Annotated in this window: 18 protein-coding genes and 1 pseudogene; 5 read left to right on the top strand and 14 right to left on the bottom strand. The window is 33.6% G+C overall.

All coding sequences use genetic code 11. From position 1 onward, the window contains the following. Positions 1-300 precede the first annotated feature (300 nt). The gene (gene typA, locus OOK82_RS00940; RefSeq protein WP_264704286.1) at positions 301-2130 is read right to left on the bottom strand and encodes a translational GTPase TypA; all 1830 of its coding nucleotides are present in this window, start codon (positions 2128-2130) and stop codon (positions 301-303) included. A 222-nt stretch (positions 2131-2352) separates the two neighbouring features. Between typA and gltX the strand changes: the two genes are divergently transcribed. Beyond that, the gene (gltX, locus tag OOK82_RS00935; protein WP_064085301.1) at positions 2353-3702 is read left to right on the top strand and encodes a glutamate--tRNA ligase; all 1350 of its coding nucleotides are present in this window, start codon (positions 2353-2355) and stop codon (positions 3700-3702) included. A 207-nt stretch (positions 3703-3909) separates the two neighbouring features. Here gltX and holA read toward each other — a convergent pair whose 3' ends face one another. The 5 genes from holA to OOK82_RS00910 form a co-directional block, all read right to left on the bottom strand. Continuing rightward, complete coding sequence (holA, locus tag OOK82_RS00930; RefSeq protein ID WP_007302689.1) at positions 3910-4929, bottom strand: DNA polymerase III subunit delta; 1020 nt, start codon at positions 4927-4929, stop codon at positions 3910-3912. A gap of 5 nt (positions 4930-4934) precedes the next feature. Continuing rightward, on the bottom strand, positions 4935-5117 hold the full coding sequence (locus OOK82_RS00925) for a hypothetical protein (RefSeq protein WP_015588477.1): 183 nt from the start codon (positions 5115-5117) through the stop codon (positions 4935-4937). 114 nt (positions 5118-5231) lie between these two features. Beyond that, complete coding sequence (locus OOK82_RS00920) at positions 5232-6041, bottom strand: metal ABC transporter permease (RefSeq protein ID WP_007302687.1); 810 nt, start codon at positions 6039-6041, stop codon at positions 5232-5234. Continuing rightward, positions 6035-6382: an Mth938-like domain-containing protein gene (locus tag OOK82_RS00915; protein WP_264704284.1), complete on the bottom strand. Its 348-nt coding sequence runs from the start codon at positions 6380-6382 to the stop codon at positions 6035-6037. Before OOK82_RS00915 ends, OOK82_RS00920 begins: the two co-directional genes overlap by 7 nt. Before the next feature lie 3 nt (positions 6383-6385). After that, on the bottom strand, positions 6386-7252 hold the full coding sequence (locus tag OOK82_RS00910; protein ID WP_264686446.1) for a 4-(cytidine 5'-diphospho)-2-C-methyl-D-erythritol kinase: 867 nt from the start codon (positions 7250-7252) through the stop codon (positions 6386-6388). A gap of 74 nt (positions 7253-7326) precedes the next feature. Between OOK82_RS00910 and OOK82_RS00905 the strand changes: the two genes are divergently transcribed. After that, positions 7327-10596 (top strand): UvrD-helicase domain-containing protein, encoded by a 3270-nt coding sequence (locus tag OOK82_RS00905; RefSeq protein WP_264686447.1) that lies wholly within the window; start codon positions 7327-7329, stop codon positions 10594-10596. A gap of 59 nt (positions 10597-10655) precedes the next feature. On the opposite strand, the gene OOK82_RS00900 is transcribed toward OOK82_RS00905, so the two are convergent. The 7 genes and pseudogenes from OOK82_RS00900 to dnaG form a co-directional block, all read right to left on the bottom strand. Continuing rightward, complete coding sequence (locus OOK82_RS00900) at positions 10656-11057, bottom strand: cytochrome c-type biogenesis protein (protein ID WP_010401557.1); 402 nt, start codon at positions 11055-11057, stop codon at positions 10656-10658. Continuing rightward, complete coding sequence (locus OOK82_RS00895; RefSeq protein WP_064085306.1) at positions 11041-12054, bottom strand: hypothetical protein; 1014 nt, start codon at positions 12052-12054, stop codon at positions 11041-11043. Before OOK82_RS00895 ends, OOK82_RS00900 begins: the two co-directional genes overlap by 17 nt. A gap of 7 nt (positions 12055-12061) precedes the next feature. Further along, positions 12062-12409, bottom strand: a complete 348-nt coding sequence (locus OOK82_RS00890; RefSeq protein WP_006013713.1) for a ferredoxin family 2Fe-2S iron-sulfur cluster binding protein — start codon at positions 12407-12409, stop codon at positions 12062-12064. Positions 12410-12646: 237 nt separating this feature from the next. Beyond that, complete coding sequence (locus OOK82_RS07740; protein ID WP_458694683.1) at positions 12647-13933, bottom strand: TomO hydrophobic C-terminal domain-containing protein; 1287 nt, start codon at positions 13931-13933, stop codon at positions 12647-12649. A gap of 201 nt (positions 13934-14134) precedes the next feature. After that, positions 14135-14416 (bottom strand): annotated as a pseudogene (locus OOK82_RS00885) (DnaJ domain-containing protein); the annotation flags it as partial. A gap of 135 nt (positions 14417-14551) precedes the next feature. After that, complete coding sequence (locus OOK82_RS00880) at positions 14552-15850, bottom strand: Na+/H+ antiporter NhaC family protein (protein WP_264686450.1); 1299 nt, start codon at positions 15848-15850, stop codon at positions 14552-14554. Between the two features lie 98 nt (positions 15851-15948). Then, complete coding sequence (gene dnaG / locus OOK82_RS00875) at positions 15949-17682, bottom strand: DNA primase (RefSeq protein ID WP_264686451.1); 1734 nt, start codon at positions 17680-17682, stop codon at positions 15949-15951. Positions 17683-17827: 145 nt separating this feature from the next. Between dnaG and ubiG the strand changes: the two genes are divergently transcribed. From ubiG to tsaB, 3 genes are all read left to right on the top strand, one after another. Beyond that, positions 17828-18994, top strand: a complete 1167-nt coding sequence (gene ubiG, locus OOK82_RS00870) for a bifunctional 2-polyprenyl-6-hydroxyphenol methylase/3-demethylubiquinol 3-O-methyltransferase UbiG (protein ID WP_264704283.1) — start codon at positions 17828-17830, stop codon at positions 18992-18994. Positions 18995-19101: 107 nt separating this feature from the next. After that, positions 19102-20232 carry a cation:dicarboxylate symporter family transporter gene (locus tag OOK82_RS00865; protein ID WP_064085278.1) on the top strand — a complete coding sequence of 377 codons (1131 nt, stop codon included), beginning with the start codon at positions 19102-19104 and terminating at the stop codon, positions 20230-20232. Continuing rightward, positions 20232-20837, top strand: a complete 606-nt coding sequence (gene tsaB / locus OOK82_RS00860; protein ID WP_007302675.1) for a tRNA (adenosine(37)-N6)-threonylcarbamoyltransferase complex dimerization subunit type 1 TsaB — start codon at positions 20232-20234, stop codon at positions 20835-20837. Before OOK82_RS00865 ends, tsaB begins: the two co-directional genes overlap by 1 nt. Here the strand turns inward: tsaB and OOK82_RS00855 are convergent. Continuing rightward, positions 20807-21391 (bottom strand): AAA family ATPase, encoded by a 585-nt coding sequence (locus tag OOK82_RS00855; RefSeq protein WP_264686453.1) that lies wholly within the window; start codon positions 21389-21391, stop codon positions 20807-20809. The two genes, tsaB and OOK82_RS00855, sit on opposite strands and share 31 nt — an antisense overlap. Between the last annotated feature and the right edge of the window lie 200 nt (positions 21392-21591).

The raw sequence follows: 21591 nt of genomic DNA, 5'->3' as shown, positions 1-21591 counted from the left end.
AAATGCGAAACTTTTGCAAAAATCCTCATATAAAAATATATAGGCAGGAGAGTGGTAAAATAAGAGGGTAAAGTGATAGAGTAAGTCTACAACAAATCCAGTGCCTAGAAACTTATAAGTATAAAAGTAATGTTAAAATACAATGTTTTCGATGATTATAAAAAAGCTGGATGAGCTACTTGCATGACACCTTTGTAGCCTTCTCTTGTCATCCCAGTACCTGCTCAAGTAACTGACACTGGTTCCCTTTATGATGGTGTTATCCGAGTAGCTCATCCAGCTTTTTATCAGGAACGTTGATTACTCTTTATTCTTCGCCCTTCCTGCACGTTTACGTTCATTTGGATCGAGGAACTTCTTACGCAAACGTATAGATTTTGGAGTTACTTCTACCAATTCATCATCGTCTATATATGCTATCATATCCTCCAGTGTCATTATTTTTGGTGGAGTAAGCTTTATAGCTTCATCGCTACCTGAAGCTCTTACGTTTGTTAATTGCTTACCTTTAAGTACATTTATTTCTAAATCATTGTCACGACTATGCTGACCGACAATCATACCACAATATACCTTATCTTGTGGCTTAACAAACATAATTCCCCTATCTTGCAGATTGAAAATTGCATACGCTACTGCTTCGCCTTTGTCTGTTGAAATTAAAACCCCATTACGCCTTCCGGAAATTGAACCTTTATGTGGAGCATAACTGTGAAATAAACGGTTGATTATACCAGTGCCGCGAGAATCAGTTAAAAATTCTCCTTGATAGCCAATTAATCCCCTTGATGGCACTAAAAATGTCAACCTAGTTCTGCCACTACCAGAAGGTCTCATATCAGTTACTTCACCTTTTCGAAAGCTAAGTTTTTCCATGATGATTCCACTATACTCATCATCTACATCAATTACTACTTCCTCTATAGGTTCAAGTTTTTTGCCATCTTCTTCTTTAAACAGCACTCGAGGCCGTGAAACTGAAAGTTCAAAACCTTCCCTTCTCATATTTTCAATCAGTACCCCAAGCTGCAACTCACCACGTCCACCTACTTCAAATGCTTCACCACTTGGAGCCAAAGTTACAGTAATTGCAACGTTTGTTTCTGCTTCTGCATATAAACGATCTTTTATAACAGTTGAGGTAAGTTTTGTTCCCTCTTGCCCAGCAAAAGGTGAGTCATTAACGCTTATAGTAATCGCCATTGTTGGCGGGTCAACTGGAGTTGAGCTGATCGCAGTTGTAACTTCTGGTGCTGCTATAGTGTCTGAAACTGAAGCTTTCTCAAGTCCTGCAATGGCAATGATATCACCAGCTACAGCTTGCTCTACTGGAACGCGTTTTAAGCCAGAAAATGAGAGTAACTTAGTTAATCTCCCTCGCTCAACCACTTGACCATCAAGATCAATTACCTTAAGATCTGAGTTAACTTGCGCGATTCCTTGGTAAATCTTTCCTGTCAATATTCTGCCAAGAAATTTATCAGATTCAAGTAAAGTAACTAGCATAGCAAAAGGTGCATTTTGATCATAAACGGAAGGTTTTATGTAATCTATCACCGTTGAAAATAATGGGCTTAAATCTTTTCTCTCATCAGATATCTCCTTAGCACACCAACCATTTCTACCTGAAGCATAGAGTACTGGAAAATCTAGTTGCTCGTTGGTTGCATCAAGGTTAAAAAATAACTCATATATTTCATTTAGTACTTCATCAATTCTGCTGTCTGGTCGATCAACCTTATTGATTATCACAATCGGTTTTAAATTTGCCTTTAGTGCTTTTGACAACACAAACTTAGTCTGTGGCATTGGACCTTCTGCAGCATCAACCAGTAGTAATACACCATCTGCCATGCAGAGCACCCTTTCCACTTCTCCACCAAAATCCGCATGTCCTGGTGTATCAATGATATTGATTTTCTCATCACCCCACATTATTGACGTACATTTTGCAAGTATTGTAATCCCACGTTCACGTTCTTGATCACCACTATCCATCACTCGTTCTTGAACTTCTTGATTCTCACGAAACGTGCCACTTTGTTTTAACATGTTATCAAGTAAAGTAGTTTTTCCGTGGTCAACGTGTGCAATTATTGCAATATTGCGGATTGATTTAAATTCACTCATTTCTTATCATTTCAAATTTAATTTAATAACAAGTATACGTATAATATATTTAGAGTAAATAACTAAAGCCGTGCTTTCAGAGTATTTTAGGCAGATCATGGAACTCTAACAAAAAGGTTTCATGTTCGCTGTACTTTGTAGCAACTAACACCAAGACAAAGAAGAATCTTGCTTTAGCAGTACATTTATATAAAATTAAAATAAACTAAAGTAATCATTTAAATGCTAACAAGATTCGCTCCAAGCCCAACTGGCTACCTACATGTAGGAAACATACGCACTGCACTCATTTGTTGGATGTACACACGTAATCAAAATGGAAAATTTTTACTACGTTTTGATGATACTGATCTTGAGCGTTCAGATATCAAATATGTAGATAATATCATAGAAGACCTAAAATGGATTGGCATAAATTGGAATTCAAGTTTTAAGCAATCAGAGCGTTTTGAGAGCTATAACGAGGTGTTCTTACAGTTAATGAAAGAAGGTCATATTTATGCATGTTATGAAACAAGAGAAGAATTAGACACTAAACGAAAATTGCAATTAAAACAAGGTCTTCCCCCTGTTTACGATAGAGGTGCGTTGCTTCTAACTGAGCAAGAGAAAATTCGTTATGAGCAAGAAGGACGAAAACCACATTTCAGATTTAAATTGAATAGAAACGAAATTGTAAAATGGAATGATGAAGTTAAAGGTGAAATAAATATTGCAACAATTCACATTAGCGATCCTGTGGTAAAAAGAGAAGATGGAATTTATACATACATGTTACCTTCTGTTGTTGATGATGTTGACTTTAATGTAACCCATGTTGTACGCGGGGAAGATCATGTAACTAATACCGCAGTTCAGATCCAAATTATTAAAGCATTAAAAGCGAAAATTCCTATATTTGCTCACCTTCCCCTACTACATTTTGATGATAGCAAGATATCGAAACGGAAAGGTGGGTTGGATATTAAGTCCATAAGAGAAGATGAGATTGAGCCAATGGCGCTAACTAGCTATTTAGCAAAACTTGGCACATCTGATCCGATAGAAGCTCATGTTGATATGCAGTCTTTAATTAACTCATTTGATATTAAAAAATTTAGCTCAGCATCTGCACAATTCAGCTTGAGTGAAATGTATAAGCTAAATAGCAAAGTGCTGCAACAAATGCCATTTGAAATGGTGCAAGATCGTTTAAGTCAAATTGGCTCAGAGTTTTGGTATTTTATAAGGAGTAATATAGAAAAGTTTTCTGAGGTGGCCAAATGGTGGAAAACATGCAAATTTGGTATAGAGCCTGTGGTTCTTAATAAAGAGTTTATAAAAATAGCGCTAAGTTCATTGCCTAAAGGTGATTGTAATGAAAACACATTATCAGAGTGGGTTAAAAATATTCGACAGACAGTTGATATAAAGGCAAAAGATCTATTTATGCAGTTGCGCCTCGCTTTAACAGGAACAGAAACAGGTCCAGAACTCGCTAAATTATTAATTTTTATCGGTAGAGAGAGCATTGTTGCAAGGTTAGAAGAAAATCATACAAAAGGTTTAAATGCACCGAATGTATTTGAATGACACCAATAAGCATTGTTCAGGAAATGTGAAAATATTAGATTTCTTGTCATTCCAGTTTCTGCTCCTGTCATTCCAGTGCTTGACACTGGAATCCATAATCTTGCCAAAACGTTGTATTTTAAAATAACTTCTACACATATCCCATATTTCTGGATCCCAGTGTCAGCTACTTTCATGACAACATTTAGTTGTTTTTTCTCGTCTACCTTATTTTACTACTCTGCTGAACGAATAACACCAATAGTTAATCTCATGCTGAAAGATCATTTTATGGTCCAAGTCAGTTCTTTTACAAGTCACTTCCAAGCTCATCAAATTTTCTAAGATCTTCTTAAGTTCTGAAAGTTGCAAACTTTTCAAATGAGATTTAAAACTCTGCAATTGTTTGAAGAACAATGGAGGACTCAGCTGGTCAATTGCAGCTTGTTCATTCATTCCATTTTGTATTAACAGCAAAACGCTTTCTAGCCGTAGAAAATAATTTGATATAATACGGATTAATGCTATCGGTGAAAAATTCTCTTGTAATATCAATACATCGGAAATTTTGATGAATTGTCCCATGTCTTTACTCACTATTGCAGAGCACAGATTATCAAGTGTAACATAATCATTGCCGGAGGTTGAAAAGCATAGATCTATATCAGCAAGTTTAAGATCTTTTCTTTTTCCTAGATATAAAACTAATTTTTCAAGCTCTGAATATATAGGCAGTTTGCTATGATTAAAATAAGACTGCAAGTGGTAGATTATCTCACTTGTGCACTCTATATCATTTTGTTTCAAGTAACTTGATATAATATCACAAAGATTACTACCGCTGTCCTTATAGCAGGTAATGACACCGAAAATTTTTGAGCTTTCCATATAACTTTTAGTTGTAGAACTATATGGAAGATCATTTGCTATCATTACTATATAATGATCGCCTATATTATGATCCAATATGTTTCTTAACTCTTTAGATATACTTCCACTGACATTTATCAGCTTAACTAACCTTTTTTTAGTAAACATCGAAATGTTTGCCAACTCGGAAAATAACAAGCCAGGCGACTTATTCACTACTGCAAAATCCATCACCTGAACTGAATACTCATTCAAGTTGGCAATTATTTCCTGTACAAAAATATCGACCTTACTATTGTCACTCCCATGAATTAATACACCACTTAAAGTATCGGGTTTCTCAAGGAATTTTTTAACTTTAGATGGCGTGATTCTCATGCCATCTATATTATATTATCACTACTTGGTGGTACATCATTTGATTGCACATCAGTTTCCAACAATTCTGAGCTTTCTTGATTTGCTGTATTCTGCATATCATCAGACACTTCTTTCTTTCCCGTAACATAATTATAAAAATTTTTTATAGGCTGTCCTATATATCTAGAAAAAAATCCTTCGGCCATATCTTTCACTCCACAAATTAACAATTAGCACATAAAAACAACGTAGCAAAAACTACTTTACGCTCAGATAGTTACACTCATTTGTTAATGAATTATGAACTTCCAAGACCAAAATTAAGTCGATCTACTTAACACCAATCTTATAAAATAAGCAATGATTAAATACACAGCTGCGATAAGTATAATTGCAGGTCCAGTTAATAAGTCAAAACTTGCAGATAATATCAAACCTGATACTCCAGAAATCACAGAAAAAACTGTTGCAACAATAATCATTTGCATTGGAGTTTTTGAAATGAGTCTTGCTGATGCAGCAGGTATTAACAAAAATGCAGCAATGAGTAATATTCCTATTAATTGAGCAGAAATTGCAATAAAGATAGCGAGTATAATCAAAAATTCTAGCCTAACAAAATTAACATGTACTTTCTCAACTGTTGCCAAATCTTGATTAATCGAAATCATCAGCCAATAGCGCCATCTAAATATTAATATCAAAGTAACTATTACGGAGGTTAGAAAAATTGATATTATATTACTTTGGTCAATCATTAATATGTCACCAAAAAGTGAGCTAATAATACTATTATTACCTGATGGAAGAAAAGACATAAGTATTAAACTCGATGATAAAACTACATTGGTAACTATGTTCAATATCGTATCAGCAGAGTATAATTTATTAAAATTAAGAGAAAGTAGTATAGCAAACATAATTGCAATGAGCATTATACTTACCGATGGGCTGATATTAAAGATCAAAGCAAGTGCAATACCAAGCAATGAAGAATGGGACAAACTATCACCTAAATACGATAACCTTTGCCATATCATAAATGACCCTAGAGCTCCTGTGACTAGGCTAATCATAATTACCGCAATTAGACTGTTTATAAAAAAACTCTGTGTAAATATCTCTAACATGCTATCAGATAACTGACAACAAATCTATCTTCAGATATTAAAACGTTATGGGTTCTGCATGCAGAACCCGTCGTCATAAATTCAAAATTTAAATTCTTTTGCTCCATAAGATAAGACTTCATTGAACAATCGCGTATCTTACCAGTACCTATTATCAAAATCTCTATTTCCTCTGTTAAAAAAGATTTAAAATACTCCTTGTTATTTATATCACTTTCTTTCAATTTAATCACCTTTTCAGGAAAAATTATAATTGAGCCATGATATTCTTGATTATTTACCCAAAATATTTCTTCCCTGTAACCATCTATAAGATTTTTCTTCTTGGAAATTAAGGGCATAAATCAAACTATTAATTCCGTGTCGCACACCCACCATTCTGGATATTCCTTTTTGATATTTGCCGCTGCAGCTTTTGCATTTTCTTCACTATCAAACATTCCAAAACACGCTACACCACTACCTGACATACGAGAAAGTATAGAGCCTTCTTGTGACTCTAGTGTTGATATTACATTCTGAATTTCAGGTACAAGACTTATTGCTGCTTCTTGCAGGTCATTTTTTGTCTCTTTAAGAAGCTCTAACAAATTCTCCTCAGTGTTATCACTCCACTTAATTGGCTGAGAGAAATCCTCTTTATACTTGGAAAATACTTCTGATGTATTCAAAAACTTTTTTTTCGGTTTCACAAGTACCAGACTTGTGGGTAAAGAGCATTGTTTAATGGGGCATAATTCCTCACCAACACCTCTGACAAAAACTGGCTTACTATCTATACTTGCAGGCACATCAGCACCAACTCTTAAAGCTATATCATTTAAAATTTGCCTATCAATGTTCCAAAGCTCTCCCAGCATGCGTATCACAGCTCCAGCATCTGAGGAACCACTACCAAATCCCGCAGCAATTGGTACATTTTTTACAACCTTCACAGTGACTTTAGTGCGTACAGGAGCATGCCTAAGCAGTAGACTCAATGCTTTCGTTATAGTATTATATCGATAATTTATTTTAAACTCAGAGTTTACAAATTGAACTGTAGAGTTATCATATCTAAAGTTTTTTTCTCCTACTTTTATCTCTAAAAAATTAGAAAGTTTAGCAAAGACAACCAAACTTTCAATTAAATGATACCCTCTTTCTTCTCTATTTATAATATGTAAAAAAAGATTGATCTTTGCAGGAGCCTTTACACAAAAACTTTCCATCTGTATATCTTCACTAACACTATCTTATTTACTATACTTGAAATGCCACTTCAGTCAAACTTTATACACTCCTAATGAGATCAAATACCATAAATCCTAACTTCTCTGTATGGGTAAGTGCATCAGCTGGTACAGGTAAAACAAAGATCTTAATAGACAGAGTATTAAGACTTCTATTAGAGAATAAGAGAAATATTCTCTGCTTAACATTTACCAATGCTGCAGCAAATGAAATGGAGGATCGCATTTACAGTACACTTAGTAAGTGGGCAATATGTCCAGAGGGTATATTGGTCACAGATTTAGAACAATTAGCCCAGTGTGTGACCAGAGAAAATAAAGATTATTTAACAAGAGCAAGAAGGCTTTTTTCTGAACTGGAAAATATTGGTCTTAATATTCAAACTATACACGCCTTTTGTTACAAATTAATCTCCAGCTTTCCTACAGAAGCTGGTATCGCTCCAAATCGTACGTTGAGCGAATGTAAAGAATTGCATTCCATCGTATTTGAAAAAACGCTTCATAATGAAACTGTGCAGGACGATATAAATATCATTGCAGCTGAAATTGATGAAAACAAGCTGAGTGATTTACTCTATACCTTATGTATAAAGAGATCAGCTCTAGAAAATAATTTAGGGTATATCAAAGATAAACTAAGTGCCCCAGATAAGATTCACGATTTACAGAGTGAAACGATTGAGCAGATAAAAAGATTAGCTAAAATATTAAGTGAGGGCAGCAAAAGAGATCAGAGTTACAGTGCGATACTTTATGATTGGTGTAATAGCACAAAATCGTCCGTACCAAATGTTGTCATCCCAGTGCTTGACACTGGGATCCAAAAAAAAAGAAATATGGATCCCAGTGTCAAGCACTGGGATGACAACAAGATAGAGAACTTAGCTAAAGTATTTCTCAAATCAGAATCGTACGAAAAAAAGAGCATATCATCCATTATAACAAAGGGTGCTTTGGAAAAATTTGAAGACGTAGAGCAAATGATAGAAAGCATTCAAAATGCATTGTTTACCCATGTAAAGGATATAAATTCTTATCAAATATTCGCAAGAACCAGTAGTTTACTTAGTATATTTAAAGTATATGTTGATCTATATAATAGTGAAAAATCAAAGAATGCACTGCTTGATTATGATGATATCATCAATTTAGCAACAAATCTCCTTAGCAATCCAGGCTATAAAGATTGGATATTGTTTAATCTAGATCAAAAAATAGACCACATTCTTGTTGACGAGGCACAAGACAATAGTATCAGTCAATGGAAAATTATAACAAATCTCTGCAATGAATTTTTTACCGGTGGTGACGAAAAGAGAACTTTATTCGTTGTTGGAGATGTAAAACAATCAATTTACAGATTTCAAGGAGCAAATCCCCATCTATTTAATTACATGCAGCAATATTTTCACACGAAAACCGGTGGCAGAGATTGGTTATCATGTCAACTTGAAAAGTCATTTCGCTCAACTCCAGAAGTTTTGATGCTTGTAGACAGAATATTTAACAATTTTCGTGAAGAAATATCTTTCAATGAGAACAAGATAAAACATATTCCATATAGAGAAAACGATCAAGGGTACATTGAAATCTGGCCGTTACTGCCAAGGTATAAAGAGGAAGAGCAGCAAGCCTTACAAATTCATTTAATACAGAGGAAAGATTATGTAGTAACAGATCGATTACTTGCTCAGGCAATAGCCCAAAGAATTCACAATTGGTTAAACGAAGGGCGGATTTTAGTCGCCAAAGATCGTCATATAGAACCAAGGGATATTATGATTTTGGTACGGCAGCGAAATGTGTTAGTTGATTACATAATAAGTGAACTAAAAAAAGTAAATGTACCAGTTATAGGCCGAGATTATTTTAGAATTATGGATTACATAGCTGTGCAGGACTTAATAGCTTTAGCTGAATTTTTGCTCCTCCAGGCAAATGATCTTGCTCTTGCAAATGTTTTAAAATCACCGCTATTTAACTTTACTGAGGACGATTTATTCAATATTGCATATAATCGTAAAGAGCAGTCATTGTGGGAAAAAATTCATGATTATCATGAGGTTATTTATAGCGAATTAAACTATCTGATTAACTTATCTCAGACAAAATCCCCTCTTACATTATTCACGCATATATTACGCACAGGTAAAAAGAAATTTGCTGCAAGGCTAGGTCTTGAGTGCTTCGAGATTCTAGACGAATTTATGAACCTCGTATTGCAATTTGAGCACCCATCTCTTCAAGCATTTGTTCAGTGGATCAAAGAAAATAATCCTGAGATTAAAAACGATATGCAATCAGAACTCAATGCTGTACGAATAATGACAATTCATAAATCAAAAGGTCTACAAGCTCCAATAGTGTTTTTAGTTGACACAAATACAGTACCAAGAAACAGCGAAAATATTTTGTTTGATGCAACGGAAGCACCATTTTGGTGTGGCAAAAATAGTAATGCTTATTGTAATCAAGTAAAAAGAGAGAAAAAACTAGAGGATTATAACGAATATTTGCGTTTGCTGTACGTGGCACTTACGCGTGCTGAAGATGAGTTATACATTTTAGGCAAAGAGCCAGTGCAAAAGGGCTCTTGGTATGATCTAGTTATTCAATATGGAGCATTATATGAGAGGAAAAAACTATACTTACAGCCGATATTTAAAGAAAAAGTTGAAGTGCTATGCATGAATGCAAACTACCCTTCTATTTATAAAAAACGTGATTATTTTGATGTTCCAGTGATTTCACCTCCATCAAACCTATCAATGTCATTGCAGCACGTAACGCTGGAACCTGGAGAAAAAAAGCCAGTGTCAAGCACTGGGATGACAGATGAGAATGCTGGAATGACAAAAAGGAGCATTGGGACGACAGACAGCTATGCAAGAGGCTTAATAATTCACAGTATATTGCAATATATGCCCAAGATAGAGAAAGACAGGAGAAAAAATTGGGTTAGGAAATATATTGATAGCATAAACACTAGTGAAGATAAGGATGAAATTTACAGCAAAATATTAACCTTTAATGAAAAATATGATTACCTGTTCGACTTGGAGGGCAAATCAGAAATTTCACTTAGTGGAACAATTGACGGAAAACCAGTATTAGTGCGGCTAGACAGACTGTGTATAACAGAAGACAAAGCAATCATAATTGACTATAAATCACACCATAACGTTTCTATTTCCTCATCAAATGAAATAAAAAAGCAAATGTTGATCTATAAAACCTTAGTGCAAGAAGTCTACCCAGATAAGCAGGTAGAGTGCGTGGTTATTTGGATGGAAGATTTAACCTTACAATCTTTGATCTAAACTCAAATGTTCGTATAGTAGCTACTTGCATTTGTTGTAAACTCACTTTTACTCTATAGTTATCTTTTTACTACTTTATCTATTTTCTGAACTGATTTTCGTATTAGAAAACATCCAATAAGAAGAATTATAAAAGGAATAAACCATAAAATGTAGGTACTAGATTTTACAGGTGGTACAATGATAATTGAATCTCCATAAGAATTTTTTAACTCTGAAACTATTTGCTCGTTAGTATATCCATCACTGATCTTCTTGCGAATTGTCTTACGCATACCATATGCAACTTGAGACTCAGATTCGGATAATAATTCACCAGAGCATACTGGACACTTTATTACTGCAAATAAGCTACTTGCTCGCTCTTCCATGCTTTCGTCTCTTAGTTTATCATCCAAAGTAAAAGCATTTATGCTTAAATGGAATATCAATGTAAAAAGTAAGCTAATTACTATTCTCATTCTTGGTGAATTGAGTGATAAAATCAGTAGTGGATAATTTTCCAATAAAGCCTGAACCTACATTATTGTCGTACTTTATTGAAAATTGAATGTCGTTATCAGTGATTTTTTCTGATAAGGAAGATATTGATTTTTCCAATTTATCTGCAGTCTTTGAATCATTAGTCATAAACGAAATTAATTCTTTATAATTTGATATGGCTACATTGATTTTATCTTCAAATGAAGATGTAACTAAATTGTAATTACTTACTCCACCATTCGCAGCAATAGAAAAGTTATTACTCTCAATCAAAAATTTTTCTATGTTGAAATTAATCTTAGAAGCTGAAATATGGTTTACAAATTCATAATCTAATTTAGCGTCGACACTAAGGTAATTTTCAGGACTTGCAGTATGTTTATAACGGTAAGTATAAAAATCAAATTCTAGTTTAGTATTTTCATTCAGTTCTTTATCAAAGTGAAATTGAATGTAATTACTTTTATCATTCACTTCAGTTATAACACTTTGCTGATTTTCTAAAACATCACATTTTAATCCATAATCTTCGTAACGAAATGTATCTATATAGTCTATTACAGTGCTATTTCTGTTGAATTTTAATGAAGATAGTAAATCATTTAGTTTAACAACAAAGTGGCTACTCACGTGTGTGTGACACTTTATATTCTTTTTCTCATCACTACGGACAGCAATGTTTACTTTGTTGCTTGGTATATAGATATATACTGACTTATCAAATAATCTGTTTTTTATCACTAAAGCTTCAGATGAAACAGTTAATTGCTCATTAGAAAATTTTGGATTCGTTACACGAAAAACTAGGTTAAAAGGAAATCCCTTAAAATCATGTGAAATATCAACTTTTTCGTCATTAATGTAATCAGTTAAAAGACTTTTTACCTTAAATGCAGAAAAATACCAAAAACCACTATACGCTAGAGGAATAAACAAAGGTAAGGAGATGAGAATATAGATAAAAATTTTACGCATTATCCTCTTATTTATCTAATGATATATTTCTTGTACCTCTGGGCACGGTTACGCACAAACCGTCAATATCTTTTGTGATTTTTATTTGGCATCCAAGCCTCGATGTCTCTGTTAAACCGAAAGCTAGATCCAGCATGTCATTTTCCTCATCAGATATAGGATTATGTGTTTCTACAACATCATAAAATTTTGGATCAACAATCACATGGCATGTAGAGCAAGCAAGAGAACCTTCACATGCACCTTCAAGCAGATCTGGATCACTTCTATGGGCTAAATTAAGAAGAGTTTCTCCCTCTGCAGCTTCATAACTTTTCTTACTTCCATCAGGTAAAATAAAAGTAACGGATGGCATACTATTAAAATCTCTACTAATTTCTCTATATTCTACAAATAATAACTAATATTTGCAAACTCTTTGTAATTCCATTGCCTATCTCTTGTCATCTATATTCCTATCAAGAAAGTAAGATAGATACCACCAGCATCTCACAGAGTTGCAAGTATAGAATTTTCTTAGTTTTAGATTTTACTAAATATATTACTGAATTAACACTATTAAACTTGATCTGCCATTTCTTCTGATCTTAAGTTATAATTTTACTAATGCCATTTGATTAATTGCAACTTCAGCATTGCTATCTTTCAATAAATTTCCAGGACTATTACAATGGTATATGATTGCAGCAACAACAAGACAACAAACTCCAATTCCTATCCCTAACGCTAACATTCCTGAGTAAACTGCAATAGCTACTTCTAAAGCAACTCCTACTACTGCTAACGTAGAAGCAACTATGATAGAAGTATTACGACACTTAATACGAAGCTCATTTAGTTTATCTAATGCAGTAGTACCATCTTTATATTTTAGCTCTCTTAGTACATCTTTATTTTCACATTTGTTAAGCAACTTCCAAGCATAACTTAACCTTGACGCTTGACCATAAAACCCCTTCTCAACATATTCAACCAAGAGATCAAACGGAGTTTCACCTTGGTCATTTTTAACATCAAATCTCGCACCTGCACTCACAAGTGATTCAACTTTGCAAAGCATTGACTTATCGAAGTGCAAGTTTCTTAAAGCATGATGTAGAGCTGTATCCCCACTTTCATCTTGATAGTCAATTTTATTTTTATGTAAAAAGCAACCAAAAATCTCTTCATTGCAATCGCTTGTCACGATATTTTCTAAAGTAATACTTGAAATTTTTATGTTATTTTCGACTAGGAGATCTAAAGCTTCTTTATGGTTACATTTAACAATAATATCTACTAGTTTATTTAATGCAGGTGTACCTTCTAGCTTCTTTAGCTCATCAGTTTTACAACAACTAAGCACCACCGAAAGATTATTTAATCTTTCTATTTTTTTCTTACGAGAGCAGTATGTAGCATAATTGACCAAGAGATCAAATGGAGTTTCATCTTTGCTATTTTTAACATCAAGCCTTGCACCTTTACTAAGAAGTGACTTGACAAAACCTTGGTATTTTGATTTATCCAAATCCAACCATTTTAATGTATGATGTAAAGATGTATTTCCTTTTTCATCTTTATAGTTGATATTTAATTTATCTAAGCACTCATTAAAAAAATAATCCAAAAACTTTTCAGATTGGTATTCATAAGCATATCTTAAGATTTCATTTAGTGATATTTCTATCCTTCCTTCAAAGAGCTCGAAAAATTCCACACGATCGTACGTAATAGCAATTTGCACTAGAAATGTAATGTCACCAGCAGCAATTGTAACTTTCTTTATTATATCACAAAACTCTTCATACTCATTTGACTGGATATTTAACAACAATTTCGGAATAGTGTCTACATATTCGAGTTCGGTTAATTTTTCAGTCTCTTTAGCTTTGCCCATCTTGCCTATTTGTTTAAAACGCTTGATTACCCTTTCTGATTCCTCTTTGATTAATTTTTGACTTTTCAACAAATACATATTACATATTTCATAAAAAATTTTCATTCTTTTATTTTCTTGTTTAAGTTTACTTATCAGTTCCATCAGTTTTGCCCGCAACAACTCCAGTTCATCACTACAATCCCCATCCTCATACTTTCCTCTATCGTACTGGCTTCTTGTTGTTGGGTTAGATAACACTTCGTGTGCTACTGATATTTCCTTGAACTTTGTCAATTTCTCTTCAAGTTGAGTCCGTTGATCTTCTTCCGACTGTGATAGTAGCTTTCCGTCCTTCTTCTTTCCTTCTAGCCTATCTAGCTCTTTCACTTCGTCAAGCAATTTATCTGGATGAAGCTTCAATGCTAATTTGCGATATGCTTTTTTTATCTCATCGTGAGTAGCATCTCTTTTTACTCCTAATATTTCATAATAATCAGGCATTTGTTTCTCCACTATTTTGATACATTTTTTATAACATTAGTAATACTATGTCTTTAAAAGAATTGGTACTATATAAGTATTTTAGCAAATATTATAATATTTATCAACAAATTGAGTGAAAATTTAAAGAGTTATTTATGGTAATTGAGGAGCTACAACCGCACGACGTCTGCCGTTAATAACTATTTCACCTATCGCAACTGCTGCAAAAACAAAACAATAATATACTTTTGTTAGTACGATGATAGGTGACAGAGAGGCAATGCTGCTTGCTAGTAATACGTGAGAACCATAAGGTAAGATACTTTTTGTGATAGAAGTAAATATCTCTAATAAGTACGCACTACGGTGTGGTGCAATGTTATATCTTTGCGCAAGCCTTTTAGCAATATTACTAGTTAATAAAATAGCAACAACATTGCTGGAAACTAAAATAGTAAACAGAGATGATATTCCCGCAATCATAAGTTCAGCTTGACTTCTTGTGAGATTCACCTCATCGGTGAATTTATCTATCTTTTTCTGACTGTATTCGTACATTAAGTGGCTTAATCCACTACTGAAGAGAATAAATATCATTACTTCATTCATCTTATAAAAACCCCTATATATGTCACGAGAATATTCAATAAGAGAATAATCAAAAAAAGCTATTCCTAATATCCCAGCAATAACCATATTAATAGCTAATGTTACCAGAGTGTTTATTTCAAATAAACCCATAATTATTAAAGATATATAAGGGATAATTTTGACTATGGATAAATAATTCAGACTTGAGATAGAAACAACTTCTGTACTATTTGAAATTATTACTAGATAAATAAGTATTATAAGACCTGTAACAGATCCTGTCTTGAAAGTGAGTTTTATTTTATCCTTTACTGAAGCTCCTTGTGAAGAAGTAGCAGCAATAGTAGTGTCAGATATCATTGAAAGGTTGCTGCCAAACATAGCTCCACCTATCACAGCTCCAACACCCACTGCACAATCAAAAGCTCCATTTTGTGCTAAATTAACAGCTATTGGTGTTATAAGTGCAATAACTCCGATTGATGTGCCGATTGCACTTGAAATAAAAGTAGAAAGTAAAAACATTCCAGGAAGTAATAATCGTGCTGGAAGAAAGCGAATAGTTAAGTTAGTAATAACATTTATACTACCAAGCGATTCAGTAATAGTAGAAAATGCTCCAGCAAATAGAAAAATCAAACACACGGTAAGAGTAGTTTTATTACCCATACCTTTTATAAGTGTATCAATACTATGCTGAATTTTGTTTTTATTGAATAGAACAGCAAAAAATAATGCTGGTAATAAGCAAACTAACGGTGAAATTTGATGAAGAGGATTGCCAAGTCCGATAAAAGAAAAATAAATACCACTTCCAAGGTATAAAGCTAGAAAGATAATGAGAGGAAGAAATGCAAACACTTATCGTAGTTGAACAAATCGGAAGTATACTAGAACAAGCTATTTTAAGCAATCATCAATATATTGTTTTTCTACCAATTTTGAACATCTTAAGCCATCTACTTTTGAATAAATTCCATTTGCATTTCTTGTATACTATCCTCTATTTGCTTTATTTGTTCTATTAGCCTTTCCTCTAAGTCAAAATTACCGCCCAGCCTTGCTTTAATTTTTTCTTCTTGTAATACATTTAATTCTTTCCGTAATACTATGTTATTCCAGACAGTTTCTGCCGATCTCTTCTCACTTAATTGACTATTTAATACGCTAGTTTTTTCAAATATAAACTTTATAACACTAGACTCCTGTAGCAGAATTTCTTTATTAAAGTTGCTCTCATTAGTTACCATATTAATTACGCACTGTTGTAATTTTTTCATCTCATTAGTAAATTCGAAATGAGAAAATTGCTCAAAAAATATAGGACGGTTCAAGATTTCAGGAAATTCTACGGCTATACGCAAAATTATGGCCTGATTTTGCTCTGCTTCAATTAGCTCTGGAGATTTATTGTAAAGATACTCACCTTTTGTTGCTTTGCTATTAAAAATCAGCTTTTTAAAGTTTCTTCTTAATTCACTGACCTTATTGTAAAAATAATCTCTATAATACCTTCTAATACTGCTGTTACCGATAGCATTGACATATTTCATGAACTTGTGCTCAAGAATTGAATATTTTTCCGGAGCAAATTTTTCATAATTTTGCAAATTGCTACCAATTATGTGATGCCATAAATATTCAGAGTGCAGTTCTGTTGAGCGGTTAAAAGCGGATAGTACATCTTCCGTCTTATATTCTAGTTCATTGCATATATCGTATGGGTCCTTGTTGCTTGGCAAAGTTACAAACTTCAATGTATACCCAGGCTTGAGTATCGGAAGAGCAAATTCCGCAACTCGGGTGGCGGCACGACGTCCGGCACTATCGCCATCCATACAGATGGAGATTTCTTTAGCAAATCTCCATAGATTTTTTATCTGCTCTGCAGAAATCGCAGTGCCAAGCGGGGCAACTGTATTGCTAATTCCCGCCTGATGTAGTGCTATTACATCCATATATCCTTCAACAACAAATAGATGCTGTTTTTTGCGTATTTCACTCAAAGCAAAGTTTAATCCATATAAATTTTCTCTTTTCTTAAAGAGCTGACTTTCTGGGCTGTTTAAATACTTCGGCTGTTGCTCAGAGTTCAGCGCACGTCCGCCAAAACCAATAACTTTGCCCGTGATGTTGTGTATAGGAAATATCAGCCGATCATAGAAATAATCACGAGAATTCTTATTTATTAAGCCAACATCAATCAAAATCTCGTCTTTAATACCAGAGGAGTTCAAATATTCTTTTAAACCAGAGCTTGGCGCATAACCTATTCTAAATTTATCTATGATTTCAGGTGAGATCTTGCGCTGCCTTAAATAAGCCATAACACCTCGATTTTTCTGCACGAACCAACTTGCAGCTAAGTCTAGCGTTGAAAACAGTGTGTCGTTTTCCTCGGTAGCATCAGAGTTTTCAGGTAACTCAACACCTGTAACTGACGCTAATCTCTCCAATGCTTCTTGAAAGTTCAGCCCTTCAGTTTGTGAAATAAACTCAAACACATCACCATGAGCTGAGCAACCAAAACAGTAGTAAAATCCTTCAGTGTCGCTCACAAAAAAAGATGGAGTTTTTTCGTTATGAAATGGGCAAAGTCCCACGAAATTATTTCCTCTTTTTATTAACCTAACTTTCTTACCTACTATGTCAGATAACAATAATTTCGATTTTATAATATCTATATGATCCATTTTACCGAATGAGTAGTGGTAGGATAAAAATTATATAGAATTTATGCATATCTGACTCGAAATTTATTCAGAAAGATCAGGAGAGCTTGACAAAAAGCTCAAAATAAATTACCCATATAAATATCCTTAAGTTGCAATTTCTTATATGTCAGATGTGATATCAATTGCTTCAGACCATGCCGGTTATGAATTGAAATCGGAGATAAAACCTTACCTGGAAACCCTGGGTTATGCAGTGATAGATCGTGGCTGCACTGCTAAGCAAAAAAGTGTAGATTACCCAGACTATGCTGTCAAAATTGTGGAAGATATAACAAACAAAAAAGCAAATTATGGAATATTAATTTGCGGTACAGGTTTGGGCATGAGTACTGTGGCAAATCGTTTTGAAGGAATCTACGCTGCTTTATGTAATAGTGTTGAGATCGCAAAATTAGCTCGCGAGCATGGCAACGCGAATATACTGTGTCTTGGTGCAGGGTTTACTGCGAGTGGATTAGCAAAAGACATAGTCAAACAATTCCTCGAAACAGAATTTTCAAAAGAAAGTAGACATAAAGAACGCCTTGATAAACTTAGCAATATTAGCAAGAAAAAAACCACAAAAACTTATAATGAAGATGAAATATCAAAATTCGCTAAAATAGCAGGTGAATGGTGGGATGAGAATGGCAAGTTCAAGCCATTGCACATGATGAATCCTGTGAGAGTATCATACATCGTTGAGAAAATAAAAGAATTAAAAAAATGCGATTTAAAAGAACTATCATTGCTCGATGTTGGTTGTGGTGGTGGCATTTTGTCAGAGTCAATGGCGCGTATTGGTATTAGCGTTGCGGGAATAGATGTATGTGAGGAAAACATAAAAGTGGCACAGTCGCATGCGAAGAAAGTAGGGTTAAATATAGAATACACACACACTAGCATTGAAGAGCTAAGCAATGACAAGAAGTATGACGTGGTTTTGTTGATGGAAGTGGTTGAACATGTCGATAATTTAGAGTTTTTCATGAAAAAAGCAATAGAGCTGTTGAAGCCAGAAGGGCTAATTTTTATATCGACGATAAATAGAACTATTAAATCCTTCTGTCTTGCAATAGTCGGCGCAGAGTACATATTAAACTGGCTGCCAAAAGGCACACATAATTGGAATAAATTTCTCAAGCCATCAGAAATTGCAAATCATCTAAGGGAAAACAATGTAACACTACAAGATATGACTGGTATGGAATATAATGTAATAAAGCGTGAATGGAACTTGACCAAAGGTGTGGATGTTAATTATATACTTTGTGGAAACGTTGTAATTTGAAATCTCATTCAAGTACTAGAAGGTAATGCAAATATTTTAGGCAGTTTTACTTTACTTAGCAGCTAATTTATCATATGTATTTCCATAGGATATCGCTATATTAGAATATGTTACAATTACTAACCTTACTTGCTGTTATCACTTCGGTTGTATTTTTTGGTCATCTAGTTCCAATGGAAGTGAAAACCTTCTTGTATTCAATAAGCCTTAGTATAAAAGAGATCTTACTATTTATAATGCCTTTTATTGTTTTTGCATTAATCTTTAGTAGTGTTAACAATCTTAAGCAGTCGGCTATAAAGTTTATATTGTTACTTATTATAACGATTTTCTTGTCGAATCTAGCTTCAAGTTTAATAGCTTATTCTGTTGGGCATTTCATCACACAAAACACTTATTCAATACAAGATATAACATATGAAGAAACAATTGTTCCTTTATGGTCATTTAGGATACCTGCATTGCTTTCTAATTTTTATGCCCTTGCTTGTGGATTTGTATTAAGCATATTAGTGTCCACAATATTACCAAAAAAAAGCAAAGAGCTCTCGAACAAAATGTTAGATTTAACTCTCTTTATTTTGAAGACATTTTTGACGCCAATTATTCCAATGTTTGTACTTGGTCTTGCTTTAAAAATGGAACATGATCAGGTTTTACCCATAATATTTAAGGATTACTCAATAATTTTTATTATTATATCATCTTCAACTTACCTTTATGTTTTTCTCTTATATGGAGCAGCAAATTCGTTCAAGATCACAAGCTGGATAGCTAGTATAGGTAATATGATACCAGCATTTATTACTGCAATGAGCACAATGTCTAGTAATGCAGCTATGCCGCTTACTCTTGAAGGAAGCAAAAAAAATGTAAAGCAGCATGATATAGCATCGTCTGTTGTGCCAATAACTGCTAGCTTTCATTTAGTAGGTGATTGCTTTTTTATTATAATACTATCAATGATAATGACTTTTGGTGGTGCATTGTCTGCAACAGACTATGTGACTTTCCTTCTCTACTTTCTGTTATTTAAATTTGCTATTGTTGCAGTTCCAGCGGGAGGAATTATGGTAATGTTGCCTGTTCTTGAGAAGTATCTTAAATTCTCTCCAGAGATGCTTTCATTAATTACAGCATTGTATATAGTGTTTGACCCAATAATAACTTCAGCAAATGTTATGGGTAACGGTGCGTTCACTATGATGTTTACAAAGCTCTATGATAAGCTTAAGTGATGTCCATTCTAGCAATTAATACTGTAGGTGCTGGTAGTTCAATAGCAGTAATTGATTACGATGGTAATTGTTTTGTAGAACGCAATTCTGCAAACAATAGCCATGCAGAATCATTTTTTCAAATACTGAATACTTTGTTTGATAAGCATAATTACAGCTACGATAAAATAGACCATTTAGCAGTGATAGTTGGACCAGGAAGTTTTACTGGAATCAGAGTTGGTATATCAACTGCACAAGGTATAAATCTTGCTACAAATAAGCCGTTATATGGGGTTAGTGCCCTGGAAGCTCAAGCATATGCAATATCGCTACTTTGTACAAATAGCAAAAAAAATATTAAAGCTATAATCGAAGATGATCAAAAGTTTTATACGCAGTTATTTGATTTCAATTTGTTACCGCTATCAAATCCTGCTGTAGTAAGTGAACTCCAGCCTGAAACGCACTGCATTACATATATGGATTGCAGTTTACCAAAGTTGGATGCTAGCCATGCAGGGCTATTAGTCCGTTATAGACTAAAAAATAAACAAAAATTAAATGGAGTTGAGGCTCTATATTTAAATGAGCCTCAGTATATGAAATCGTTGCCTATTGCGTAAACACTATTAATTTGGCCAAGTTTGTACATCTGACTTACTATTTCTTCTGCTACTTCTTTTATACTCATATTTGAATTTTCTACCTCTATAGCATTTTGTGGTACAAATAAATCTTCCTCCCTAAATTTAATACTATTTATATTAGTAACCTTCCTATTTTTTCTTTGCTTTTTTGATATAGTACGCTCTTGTAATATCAATGGATTGCACCTAAGTACTATAGGGAGGATTTTTGTGCTCATTTTTTTACTAAGTTCTACTACTGAGTTATATATTCTTATGTTGTAATCATTATTTTTAATTAATTCATCAACAAATATATAATTTTTTGAGTCAATAGGATAGGCTTCTATTGCCTGAAACATAACATGTGTAGCGTTATATATTCTATCTCGAGCTTCTTTGGAAGTTTGATTATATTCAAGTCCACTTACAATTACTGCATTTATCATACTAGATAATACTATTGCTGTAGAAAGTTTACCACTTCCTGGAAGAACAGTGATATATATGAAAAATTTTGTTAGCTGTTTTTTTATGTCAACGTTTATCATATTATTTTTAATATTAAAACCTACAATTATAATAACATAAAAACAAGGCTTTAAAACATATGAAATATTACATAAAAAGTCGCTTTTATAGTTAAAATACTATGTAATCTAGAAATGTAAACTCTAATCACCTAAGGCAAGTAAAAGTGCTTAGTATTTTAACGTAGGTTCACCTTTTAGTTTGTAATAAACTTTTTTTT

Origin of the sequence: Wolbachia endosymbiont (group B) of Apotomis betuletana, assembly GCF_947250475.1 — a bacterium.
Classification (GTDB): domain Bacteria; phylum Pseudomonadota; class Alphaproteobacteria; order Rickettsiales; family Anaplasmataceae; genus Wolbachia.
Note: the sequence above shows the minus strand (reverse complement) of the source record. Positions and strands in the feature narration are given on the sequence as shown.